A 12,003-nucleotide genomic window follows, 5' to 3' on the forward strand; every position below is an offset into this window, starting at 1 on the left:
AAAGGCGCTGCGATGATAATGCATGTCATAACCAACTTCACCGCGAGTGCGGGCGCCGAAACGATGCTGGCGCGTCTGCTGCACGGAGCGACGGACGAGCGCATCATCGTGGTTTCCCTCATCGGCGTTTCCGAGAGGAACCGTCGTCTCGCCGACAATCCGCGAGCTGCCTATGTTTCGCTGGGAGCCGAATCGCTTGCAGCGCTTCCGGGCGCGATCCTGCGGCTTTCCAGGCTGATCCGGAAGGAGCGGCCCGACGTGATCCTCTGCTGGATGTACCATGCGATGGTCGCCGGCACCCTGGCTGCGGGCATGGCGCGGTATCGGGCTCCGGTCTTCTGGAACGTCCGCCAATCCCTGGACGATCCCACCTCCCTTACGCGCAGTTCCCGAGTCGCGATTGCGGCTGCGAAACTGCTGTCGCACCGGCCGGCGGGAATAATCTACAACAGCGCGCGCGCTCTCGATCTGCATCGCGCCTATGGCTATTCAAACCGGAACGCGGTGGTGATTCCCAACGGATTCGAACTTCCGCATCTCGCGGCCCCCGAACCGCGAACGCCCCGGCGCATCGGCATTGTGGGCCGCTTTCACCCGCAGAAAGATCACGGAACGTTCTTCAAAGCGGCCGCTCAAGTGGTGAAAACTCACCCGCAGGCAGTCTTTTTCGCAGCCGGCAACGGACTGGTTCGCGACAATCCGGCCGTTACCGGGCTGATGGCGCAAGCCGGCCTTCCGGCTCACGCCGTCGATCTCCGGGGAGAGATCAACGATATGCCCGCATTCTATCAAAGCATCGACCTCCTGGTTCTCTCATCGCGGACCGAAGGCTTCCCGAACGTTATTGCGGAGGCCATGAGTTACGGTAAGCCGATCGTCACGACGGACGTCGGCGATGCGGCCGCAGTTGCCGGAAAAGCCGGCATTGCCGTACCGCCACGCGATCCGCAAGCGCTCGCCGATGCAATGCGCGCCTTTCTCGACCTGCCGGAAGCGGAGTATGCGCGCTATTCGCGTACCGCGCGGGAACGCATCGAAAATGAGTACGCAATTGCCGCCGTGGCTGCAAAATATTCAGAATTCCTAATGGCTTAAAGTGAAGAATTGCCCACAACCAATCCATCTATTCCTGTCGCGTTTTCAGCGTTTTTCCGCAGGCACATGCAATCACAAGTGATTGCGAAAGATCTTCCCACGCAGTTGAAAGTATTTTGGCATTTCTAAGATAAGTAGTGTATACAGCTTTTCCTTGGGAAAGTGAACGTAACCTTGTCGGCAGGGCGCGACTATAGGCTGAGGATCACTTTTGCGCCCTATTCTCAATTTACCCGCTCTCCGGCACACAGCTAGAGGAGATCGAAATGATTCTGAAGGGAACCAATCTGTCCGACACGATCCGCGGCACCCTGAGCGATGATGAGATTTGGGGCTATGCGGGCGACGATTACCTCTACGGCGGCGATGGCAACGACCAGATCTTCGGCGGCGACGGTAACGACTACATCGTCGGCGGCCTCGGCGACGACTATGCCGAAGGCGGCGATGGCGACGACCGGTTCGACGGCGGCCTTGGGCACGACACGTTCAAGGGGGGATTGGGGAACGACATCTTCGATGGCGGTGACGGCAGCGACACCCTCGAAGGCGGAGACGGTCATGACCAGATCCTGGGCGGCCGGGGACACGACAAGATTTTCGGTGGCGCGGGCGAAGAATACATCGACGCAGGCGACGGTGACGACATCATCTATGCCGGCTCGGGAGACGACGGCTTCAACAACCGGGTCAATCCCGCAACCGGACAGGTCACGCAGCAGGCGGTCGCCGGAGGCGCCGGCGACGACAGGATCTATGGTGAAGAAGGCAATGACGCTCTCAAGGGCCAATCCGGCAATGATTGGGTCTATGGGGGCATCGGCAATGACATCGTCGATGGCGGCGACGGGAACAACTATCTCGACGGCGGCGACGGCGACGACATATTGGACTCCGAGGGCGGCGTCGACGAGGCGCACGGGGGCAGCGGCAACGACCGGATCGCCGTAGGCGCCGGCAACGACGTGGCCTTCGGGGATGACGGCGACGACCTCATGTCCGGCGAACGGGGCGACGATGTGCTGAGCGGCGGCAACGGCCACGACCGCCTTTTCGGCGGCGACGGCAACGACACCCTGCGCGGCGACGCGGGCAGGGACGTTCTCGTTGGCGAGGCGGGTGCCGATTTTCTATGGGGCGGAGCCGATTCCGACCGATTCGTCTTCAAAGGTGCCCCGGTTCTCAGCGGCCAGGACACCATCATGGATTTCCAGGACGGCGTCGATATCCTCGTCATCGAGAAGCTCGGGGTCGCCCAGTACTCCAGTTCAGGCGCCGCGGGCACCGTCTACGCCTATGACGCCACCGGCGGCGACGTGCTGGTACAAGGCTACGACTCCACCGGCCAAGCCTTCTCCATTCTGGTGGACGATCCCAACGGCACCCTTAGCGCCGCGAACTTTTCGAGCAGCGATTTCCTCTTCGCCTGATCGCCGAAGGGGGCGTCGGCGCTGCACGTCCAGAGCGTTTCAGTGTTCGTTGAAATACCGGAACGCTCCAAGTTTTTGAACCTAAACACTTCCAGGCGGAAAGCGGCGAGACTTCGCCTGGAAGTGCTGGGTGGAGGGCGTTGCGCGGCGAAATGCCCTTACGCGGTCGTACTCCCATCCTGGAAATCCGTCAGACCCGTTATCGATCTCCATGCTTCGATCCCCTCACGGAAGGAGAGCGGCGCATAGTTCAGCTCGCTTGCGGCCTTGGAAACGTCGAGAGCCCTGAAGCCGCGCGGCTGCGCGTCGACGCTGCCGCCCTCAACTGAAATGAGATGGCGTTCCGCACCGACGGCATCGGCGACGATCTGGGCGGCTTCCAGCGACGTGGAAGCACGCCCGCTTCCCGCATTGAAGACGCCGCCGCCCTCTGCCTGCTCCGCGGCATCAAGCGCCAGCGTCACGACATCGTCGACATAAACGAGGTCGACGCTGTATTGCCCTCCGTCCTGAATAATCAGGGAGCGCCCGCTTCCAAGCGTGCGCACGAAAGTGGGCACCATTCCGGTGCCGTGCATGCCGGGGCCGTAAACCGAAGCGAGGCGGAGCACCGTCACCGGCATCGCGCCGGATTTCCCGAAGGCGATCAGACAAATCTCGGCGGCGAGCTTGCTTGCCAGATAATAGCTCGCGCGGTGCACCGGAAAGGCCGGACTCGCTTCCGAAGCGGGGCCTGGGCCAGGAGCATAGACCTGGGCCGATCCGAACTGGACAAATCGCTTCACGCCTTGCGAGGCCGCATCCATGGCGACGTGGATGGCCCCATTCGTGTTGATCTCGAAGCAGCGCGCGGCCTGACGCGCATCGCTGAGATCGGCGGGAATGTAGGCGGCAAGATGAAGAACGGCGTCGGATCGCCCCAGCGGAGGAAGGGGATCGCCGACCGACCATCTCTCGACGCGGAGACCCGCGCCCGTTCTGACTGCGGCCCGCTCGGGATCACGCACGAGTGCAGTGACCTCGCAACCTCTCTCCAGAGCGCGATCGATCAGTCTGGCACCGATGAAGCCGGTCGCGCCGGTAACCGTCAGCCGCATTCCTCACACCGTTTCGTCGAGCTTCGCTGTGGCGGTAACCAGATCACCGGGTCTCACTACGGTTTCGGACCAGTGCCGCAATATCGTCACCGGCGTGATCGGGGGCTGCTCGACCGGCTCGCCGAAGAGGAGATGGCGGATGCACATCTCCACCTCGTTGAAACCTGCATGGATCCTGACGGCCGTCGTTCCGGAAAACCGCGCATTAATCTCGAAAATGCGGGGAACACCGTCGTCCAGACGAAACTGGAAGTTAGCCGGGCCATAGGCGCCGAGAGCGTCGGCAGCTTCCGCCATCGCCTCGTTCAGTGCGGGGAAAGGCTCGGCAAATGCCCTGTAGGTATTGCCGTCGCGCAGGTCTCTGCGCATGACGATCGTCGCACGGCACTTCCCGCCGAAGGTCAGCGTCCCGGCGGTATATTCGCTCGTTTCGGAACCGACATATTTCTGGATGACGATGTCGGGCTGCTCTTCGACCGCACGCGCCAGTTGTTCGCGGTTGCGAATGACGCTGAATCCGATCGAACGTGCCCCGACTCTCGGCTTGACGATGAGCGGAAATCCGCAATCCCGTATCAGCATGTCTTCGTCGCCCGGCAGACAGGAGGGAACATATCCCAGGCCCCGCTCGCGAAGGAACTCGGAAGTCAGCCACTTGTCGTTGGCGATGGACACCACCCGCGGCGAACTGATGATCACTTTGGTTCCGTAGGTTCTCTCGATCGTTTCCCTGTTCGCCGCAAGGACCGGGAGTTCCACGTCGGTGCCCGGGATCAGGATGTCGGGCCGTTCGGCATGCAGGAGCTCTCCAAGACGGTCCAGATATGAAGGGTCCCTGGCCATTGGCACGAGATAGGCGGCATCGCCCCAGTAAAGCCCCGCCGAGAGCGGGCTTGGGTCCCCCACGATTATCCTTGCGTTCAAAGCAGAGCGCCGCAAAGCGCGAATGATGCCCTGCCCGAGCAGGGCACCTGCCCCAGTGATAAAGACCTTCATGACCGCCCCGCTCCCAATTCCAGTAGCTGATCTCTGCAATGGCCCAGTTCGTTCAGCCGATGCGCATCGGAGCCGATCGAAACGAACGGATTGACCTCTTCGCACAACCCGAGAAATGCCGGCATATCGACGAGGTAAGACGAATTGATCTCGATGGCGATCCGCCGTTCGAGCGTCGCCCTCATCATGTCCCGGAAGTAGGATTCCGGGAAGCGGCCGTGCTGCCTCAGGCTCATTCCGCCCGGATGCGCCAGGACGTCGATGGGCGCGTTCCTGACCATCCCCATCGACAGGCGGAACTCGATCTCGGCGGTCTCTTCATAGGAGAGCTGCTTGAAGTCCAGATAGCTGCCGCGGCCGTCCGGGAGCCTGTGAACGACTCCCAGAACGATGTCGCACTGATCCAGCACATCCTGCGACACGTCGAGCCTGCCGTCGTCATCCATAGCTTTCGTCTCGCAGCCGACATAGACGCTCATATGGTCGAAACCACGCGCAGCGGAACGGATCTCGTCCCGGAATTGGGGAAACCACGATGTGTCTTCGCGCACGTGCTCCGTGAACGCCAGCGCTGCGAGACCGCGTTCACTGGCCGTTTGCAGGATTTCAAGCGCAGTCGCCTGTCCGTCGGTCCAACGCGTGTGGACCTGGAACTCCACGTTCAATCGCTCTCCGTCGAGATCCCTGTACCGGCAGAAAACGGGCTTGCCGGCGCGAATTTTCTCCTGCCCGTCCATGCTTCACCCGGCCCTTTGACAATCGCTTTCGGCTGACATTTCGCTGTTTACGACAGCACGTGAGCCGCCTGGAGGCTCTCGGCACCCGACCGGTGGAGTAAAGGCATGTCGGCCCAGGCGATGAAATGCGGATTTGCGAAGTCGCTGTCGTCGTCCTGCATCGTCTTGCCATAGAGCAGGCGCGAGCCGTCCAAGCGGACAACCGAGCCGCCCGCGGCTCTGAGCACCGCGTCGCCGGCGGCCGTATCCCACTCCATCGTGCGGCCGAAACGCGGATAGACGTCGGCCCTGCCTTCCGCCAAGAGGCAGAATTTGAGCGACGAACCTACGGAAGCGTAGTTCATGACGCCATGGCCGGCGAGGAAGGCTTCCGTCTCGGAACTGTTGTGCGAGCGGCTTGCAACCGCCGTCAGCTCCGCACCCCGCACCCGCGCCCGGATGGCCTGCCGGTGCTCGAGTTCCCAAGCCGCGTCGAGCAGAAGCTTCTCCGCCCTGCCGCCATCGGCGACATAGGCGCAGCGCAGCGCGGGCGCGTAGACGATGCCGGCAACCGGCACATTGCCCTCGATGAGGGCAATGTTGACCGTGAAATCGTTGCGCCGGTTGATGAATTCCTTCGTGCCGTCGAGCGGATCGACAAGAAAGAACGTGCCGCCGCTGATATCCGGGACACGGCCGGAGCAGACTGACTCCTCGGCTACCACGGGGATCTGCGGGAACGCCGCTGCAAGCCTCTCGAGAATAATCGCCTCGGCCCGCTCGTCGGCTTCGGTGACGGGCGAGTGATCGTCTTTGTAGCAGACCCCCGGACCGGCATCGTAGACCGAGAGAATTGCCGTACCCGCGTCGAGCGCCATGCGCTCGAGCATTTCGCAAAGGGGCGTCATCTGTCCTCCATCCTGCGGTCGAGGAATTCCTCGATCGCGAGCGCCAGCTCGGTTGGTTCATGACCGATGGTGCGTATATGAAGTTCCGGGTTTTCCGGGGCCTCATAGGGCGAGGACACGCCGGTGAAATTCGCGATTTTGCCGGCGAGCGCCTTTTCGTAAAGCCCTTTCGGATCGCGGCGCGCGCACTCGTCGAGCGGAGTATCGACGAATATCTCGATGAACTCGCCCTTCTCCATCAATTCCCGTGCCATCCGGCGCTCGTCGCGGAACGGCGAGATGAAGGACACGAGAACGATCAGACCGGCATCGGCCATGAGCTTGGCCACCTCCGCCACGCGGCGGATGTTCTCGACCCGGTCCTCTTCGGTGAAGCCGAGGTCCCGGTTGAGGCCGTGACGGACATTGTCGCCGTCGAGCAGGTAGGTATGTTTGCCCTGGGCGTGGAGGATCCTGTCGAGCTCGTTGGCGATGGTCGATTTCCCGGAGCCGGAAAGCCCGGTGAACCAGAGAACGGCAGGGAGCTGGTTTTTCATGGCGCTGCGGGCGCTCTTGTTCACCTCGAGCGCGTGCCAGTGGACGTTGTCTGCGCGCCGGAGCGGAAAATCGATCAGCCCCGCGCCGACTGTAGCGTTCGTTACCCGGTCGATGATGATGAAATTGCCCGTGGCCCGGTTGTCCCGATAGGCGTCGAAGGCGATTGGCGCCTGTGTCGAGATATTGCAGACGCCCACTTCATTCATCTGCAGCGACTTCGCGGCCTCACGGAAGAAGCTGTTGATGTTGACCTGATGCTTGAGCGTGGTGATTGTCGCGCTGACGCTGTCGGTCTCCGTACGCAGAATATAGCTTCGTCCCGGCATCATCGGGTTCGTATCGAACCAGATCACATGCGCCTGAAACTGGTCCGCCACGAAGGGCCGGGAGGCAGAGGCGACGAGCATGTTGCCGCGGGACGCATCCACCTCGTCGGCGAGGACCAGCGTTACCGCCTCGCCCTCCCCTGCCGTTTGCAGCTCGCCGTCATAGGTCACGATCGCCTTGACCGATGTGCGCTGCCCGCTCTTCGCGACGACGACGGGATCGCCCACGGAAATCCTGCCGGAAGAGATCTGCCCGGCATAGCCGCGAAAATCCGCATTCGGCCGCACGACCATCTGTACCGGGAAGCGGAACGGCTTGGCCTTGTCCATCGGGTCGAGTTCGACCGTTTCGAGATAGTCGAGAAGCGCCGCGCCCCTGTACCAGGGCGTATTGGCCGAAGCAGAGATGACGTTGTCACCATATCGCGCGGAGATCGGGATCGGCCGGATGCTGGCGAAACCGAGTTCTTTCGCGAAGGCCATGTAGTCGGCGACGATCTCGTCATAGACCTGCTGGCGAAAATCGACGAGATCGATCTTGTTGACGGCCAGTACGACATGGCGGATGCCGAGCAGAGCCGCGATATAGGAATGGCGCCGGGTTTGCTGGAGAATGCCCTGCCGGCTGTCGATGAGTATAATGGCGAGATCCGCCGTCGAGGCGCCGGTTACCATGTTGCGCGTATATTCCTCGTGGCCGGGCGTGTCGGCGACGATGAACTTGCGCTTGGACGTGGCGAAATAGCGATAGGCGACGTCGATGGTGATGCCCTGCTCGCGCTCGGCCTCGAGTCCGTCGAGAAGCAAGGCGAGGTCGATCTCCTTGCCGTTGGCGGCACCGGGAGAGCCGACGCGCCCGAGGCTTGCGAGTTGATCCTCGAAGACCAGCTTCGCATCGTAAAGCAGCCGTCCGATAAGGGTGGATTTGCCGTCGTCGACCGAGCCGCAAGTGATGAATCTCAGGATCGACTTGTGGTCGTGCTCGGCCAGATGCGCTTCAATGTCATGCGGCGGTATGGATTGAAGATACGACATCAGAAGTAGCCCTCCCGCTTCTTTTTCTCCATCGCCCCGACCTCATCCGTGTCGATGAGGCGGCTCTGCCGTTCGGACGTGCGCACCGTCAGCATCTCCCGCAATATATCGGGGACTGTGGCGGCCTCGGACTCGATCGCCCCGGTCAGCGGGTAGCAGCCAAGCGTGCGGAAACGCACCAGCTGTTCGGTAACCTCCTCTTCGGGATGGATGGGCATGCGGTCGTCATCGACCATGATCAGCATGCCTTCGCGCCTGACGACCGGCCGGCGGGCCGCGAAATAAAGCGGCACGATCGGAATTTCCTCGCGCAGGATGTATTGCCAGATGTCGAATTCGGTCCAATTCGAAAGCGGGAAGACACGCATCGTTTCGCCCTGGCCGACACGCGTATTGTAGGTCTTCCACATTTCAGGACGCTGGCGCTTCGGATCCCAGCCGTGCTGGGCGCTGCGGATGGAGAAAATGCGCTCCTTGGCCCTCGACTTCTCCTCGTCGCGCCGCGCGCCTGCAAGCGCCGCGTCGAAGCCGTATTTTTCCAGCGCCTGCCGGAGGGCCATCGTCTTCATGACGTGGGTATGAACATTGGAGCCGTGCGTGAAGGGCCCGATGCCCTGATCGATCCCGTCCTGATTGACGTGCACGAGGAGGTCGAAGCCGAGGTCTCGCGCCATCCGGTCGCGGAACTCGATCATCTCCCGGAACTTCCATCTGGTGTCTACATGCAGAAATGGAAAAGGCGGTTTGGCGGGGTAGAACGCCTTCATCGCCAGATGCAGCAAGACCGAGGAGTCCTTGCCGATCGAATAGAGTACGACCGGGTTGGAAAATGTTGCAACGACTTCTCGAATGATATGAATGGCTTCGGCTTCAAGCCGCCGAAGATGGGGAAGAGACATATCGCAATCCCTCTGATTTTAAATAATAAAAATTGGTATGCGAATAAAAACGCTGCCGCCTGCGAAATATTGCAAGGGCTATCAAATAATCGTACAGCAGTTAAATGTGGTTCCGCCGACTGGGCGCATTTAAGCGCTATCTCGCTAATATTTCAAGTAAGAATAGCAATCCTTTTTCCGCGAGCGAATGGGCACGTCGGTAGAAATCACGGCGATCCGGCGGACCGCGTCTTCAGGATCGCCGAAAAGCGCGGGTCGAACGTCCGGCTGATCGGCTCGGCGGCGGCACCGATCGCAACCGCCCACGGATCCGTGAAACCCAGTTGCAGCCGCGGTGCGCTGCGCTGCCGCCGTTCGGCAATCGACGGCAGCAGCGGATGAAGGACGTCCATCAGAAGGCGGGCAAGCCCTGGGGGCATTCCGCCGCACAGAATGATCGTCTGGGGATCGAAGACCGTTTCGAGGATCTGGATCGTCGCCTGCAGTTCGTAGGCCGCGTCTTCGACCCAGTCAGCAAGACGGCTATCCTGCAAAGCTGCGGCGGCATCGATGCGGCCATAGAGATTCGGATCGGCAGGGTCGATCTCGAGAATGTCGCAGAGCGACGCGATCGATATGCGATGCTCGAGCGGCGTCCTCCTGTCGTCGGTCCCGCCGCGCGGCCGGCACAGGATCATGCCGATCTCGCCGGCATTGCCATGAGCGCCACGGTAGAGTTCGCCGTCGAGAATGAGCCCCGCACCGAGCCCGTACCCAAGATAGACGCAGAGGGCATGGTCCAGCCCATGGGCAGCACCAACCAATTTCTCCGCAGTCGCAGCCGCCGCCGCGTCGTTCTGGAGCCGCACGTCGAGGGCCGTCCCCGCCGAGAGCCGTTCCAGCAAAGGAAAGCTCTGCCAGGCAGCCATCATCCAGGGATCGTCGGCGTCGGAATCAATTCCGAACGGGCCCGGCATCGCAACGCCCAGCCCCACCAGACGATCTCTCGATTCCGGCGCGATCGCCGCCAGCTCCTGCCGTGTCTTGTCGATCAGAGACAGTATGGCCTCGACACCCACCTCAGGACCGCCGGCCGGCAGTTTCGCATCCTTGCGGGTGAGCACTGTGCCGATCAGGTCCACGGCAACCGTGCGCGTCACGTGGCGGTCGATCTGCAGACCAATCGCAAAGGCGCCTTCCGGCACCAGCCGATAGGGAGTCGATGGCTGTCCCCGCCCCTTGCGCACTGCGGCAAGCGACGCCACGAGCCCGTCGTTTTCGAGCTCGTCCACGATGTTGGAGACGGCCTGTTTGGTGAGTGCGGTCGCACGCGCCAGCTCGGCCCGCGACAGGTGCCCGTTCAGCCGCAGGGCATCGATCATGACACGGCGGTTGTGCGCGCTCGTACCTTCCTGATTGGTACCGCTCTTGGCCCGGATCGGGCGGATCTCGTTCATGAACAAATCCTCTTGACACATCTGGACTATTGAACAAGAAATAAGTCAAGACAATTGACTTATTAAGAGGTCGGAGAACCTCGGGGGAACGATAGCGGCCCGGAAATGCCCGCGAACGCTCCGGTTTGATTTGTCGAAGGCGGCCGCGAAAAGCGGCAGAATTCCTGTTTGGCGTGCGCCAAGCGCGCCGCGAAGACTGCAACGGTCAGCTATTGGAGGCGACAATGTTGAAATCCACACGCAACGCTTTGATCGGCGCGACGCTCATGGGGGCCGGTTTCGCCGGCCACGCCCAGGCGGAGACGACGCTGAACGCGCTTTTCATGGCGCAGGCCGCCTATAGCGAGGCCGATGTCCGCGCCATGACGGACTCCTTTGCCAAGGCCAATCCGGACATCAAGGTCAATCTCGAATTCGTCCCCTATGAAGGGCTGCACGACAAGACGGTGCTCGCGCAGGGCTCCGGCGGCGGTTATGACGTCGTCCTCTTCGACGTGATCTGGCCGGCGGAATACGCGACCAACAACGTTCTTCTCGACGTCACCGACCGCATCACCGACGAGATGAACAAGGGCGTGCTGCCGGGCGCTTGGACGACGGTGGAATATGACGGCAAACGCTACGGAATGCCGTGGATTCTCGACACCAAGTATCTCTTCTACAACAAGGAAATCCTCGAGAAAGCCGGCTTCACGGAACCGCCGAAGACCTGGGAGGAGCTTGCCGAGCAGGCCAAGACCATCAAGGACAAGGGGCTGCTCGAAAGCCCGATCGCCTGGAGCTGGTCTCAGGCGGAGGCGGCTATCTGCGACTACACGACGCTGGTCAGCGCCTATGGTGGCAAATTCCTCGACGGCGGCAAGCCGGCCTTCACCGCCGGCGGCGGGCTCGATGCGCTGAACTACATGGTGACGAGCTACACGTCGGGACTCACCAACCCGAACTCCAAGGAATTCCTCGAAGAGGACGTGCGCAAGGTTTTCCAGAACGGCGAAGCCGCCTTCGCGCTCAACTGGACCTATATGTACAACCTCGCCAACGATCCCAAGGAGAGCAAGGTTGCCGGCAAGGTCGGCGTCGTCCCGGCTCCGGGCGCCGCCGGCAAGAGCGAGGTCTCGGCCGTCAACGGATCCATGGGGCTTGGCATCACGACGACCAGCAAGCATCCCGAAGAGGCGTGGAAATATATCGTCCACATGACCTCGCAGGAAACGCAGAACGCCTATGCCAAGCTGAGCCTCCCGATCTGGGCCTCTTCCTATGAGGACCCCGAGGTGACCAAGGGCCAGGAAGAGCTGATCGCCGCCGCCAAGCGTGGACTTGCCGCCATGTATCCGCGCCCGACGACGCCGAAATATCAGGAGCTTTCGACCGCACTGCAGCAGGCGATCCAGGAAGCACTGCTCGGCCAAACATCTGCGGAAGACGCGCTGAAGAGCGCCGCCGAGAATAGCGGTCTCTGATCCGATCCGCCGTGAACGGTCGTGTCCCTGATTTGCGTGAGGGTTCTGTCAGCCCAAGGACTTGG

10 protein-coding genes are annotated in these 12,003 nt (G+C 61.6%); 3 read left to right on the forward strand and 7 right to left on the reverse strand.

Annotated elements, in window-relative coordinates; genetic code table 11:
* Positions 1 to 12: 12 nt before the first annotated feature.
* Together SINAR_RS0103860 and SINAR_RS0103865 are read left to right on the forward strand one after the other, a co-directional pair.
* Positions 13 to 1,095, forward strand: coding sequence for a glycosyltransferase family 4 protein (locus tag SINAR_RS0103860; protein ID WP_027997834.1), 1,083 nt, complete (start codon positions 13 to 15; stop codon positions 1,093 to 1,095).
* 266 nt (positions 1,096 to 1,361) lie between these two features.
* Positions 1,362 to 2,525: a calcium-binding protein gene (locus SINAR_RS0103865; RefSeq protein WP_027997835.1), complete on the forward strand. Its 1,164-nt coding sequence runs from the start codon at positions 1,362 to 1,364 to the stop codon at positions 2,523 to 2,525.
* Between the two features lie 158 nt (positions 2,526 to 2,683).
* Here the strand turns inward: SINAR_RS0103865 and SINAR_RS0103870 are convergent, their stop codons facing one another.
* The 7 genes from SINAR_RS0103870 to SINAR_RS0103900 all read right to left on the reverse strand — a co-directional run bounded on the left by SINAR_RS0103870 (position 2,684) and on the right by SINAR_RS0103900 (position 10,475).
* Positions 2,684 to 3,622 carry an NAD-dependent epimerase/dehydratase family protein gene (locus SINAR_RS0103870; protein ID WP_027997836.1) on the reverse strand — a complete coding sequence of 313 codons (939 nt, stop codon included), beginning with the start codon at positions 3,620 to 3,622 and terminating at the stop codon, positions 2,684 to 2,686.
* Positions 3,623 to 3,625: 3 nt separating this feature from the next.
* Positions 3,626 to 4,618: an ATP-grasp domain-containing protein gene (locus tag SINAR_RS0103875; RefSeq protein ID WP_027997837.1), complete on the reverse strand. Its 993-nt coding sequence runs from the start codon at positions 4,616 to 4,618 to the stop codon at positions 3,626 to 3,628.
* Positions 4,615 to 5,355 carry a PHP domain-containing protein gene (locus tag SINAR_RS0103880; protein WP_027997838.1) on the reverse strand — a complete coding sequence of 247 codons (741 nt, stop codon included), beginning with the start codon at positions 5,353 to 5,355 and terminating at the stop codon, positions 4,615 to 4,617. Before SINAR_RS0103880 ends, SINAR_RS0103875 begins: the two co-directional genes overlap by 4 nt.
* Positions 5,356 to 5,402: 47 nt before the next feature.
* Positions 5,403 to 6,242: a 3'(2'),5'-bisphosphate nucleotidase CysQ gene (cysQ, locus tag SINAR_RS0103885; protein ID WP_027997839.1), complete on the reverse strand. Its 840-nt coding sequence runs from the start codon at positions 6,240 to 6,242 to the stop codon at positions 5,403 to 5,405.
* Positions 6,239 to 8,140, reverse strand: a complete 1,902-nt coding sequence (nodQ, locus tag SINAR_RS0103890; protein WP_027997840.1) for a bifunctional sulfate adenylyltransferase/adenylyl-sulfate kinase NodQ — start codon at positions 8,138 to 8,140, stop codon at positions 6,239 to 6,241. The genes cysQ and nodQ overlap by 4 nt, the downstream gene beginning before the upstream one ends.
* Entirely contained in the window at positions 8,140 to 9,039 is a 900-nt protein-coding gene (gene cysD / locus SINAR_RS0103895) for a sulfate adenylyltransferase subunit CysD (protein ID WP_027997841.1), read from the reverse strand. The genes nodQ and cysD overlap by 1 nt, the downstream gene beginning before the upstream one ends.
* Positions 9,040 to 9,245: 206 nt before the next feature.
* Positions 9,246 to 10,475, reverse strand: a complete 1,230-nt coding sequence (locus SINAR_RS0103900; RefSeq protein WP_027997842.1) for an ROK family transcriptional regulator — start codon at positions 10,473 to 10,475, stop codon at positions 9,246 to 9,248.
* Between the two features lie 224 nt (positions 10,476 to 10,699).
* On the opposite strand from SINAR_RS0103900, the gene SINAR_RS0103905 reads away from it, so the two are divergent.
* Positions 10,700 to 11,938: an extracellular solute-binding protein gene (locus tag SINAR_RS0103905; protein ID WP_027997843.1), complete on the forward strand. Its 1,239-nt coding sequence runs from the start codon at positions 10,700 to 10,702 to the stop codon at positions 11,936 to 11,938.
* Positions 11,939 to 12,003 lie beyond the last annotated feature (65 nt).

The sequence above is a fragment of the Sinorhizobium arboris LMG 14919 genome (genome assembly GCF_000427465.1).
In the GTDB taxonomy this organism is placed as follows: Bacteria; Pseudomonadota; Alphaproteobacteria; order Rhizobiales; family Rhizobiaceae; genus Sinorhizobium; species Sinorhizobium arboris.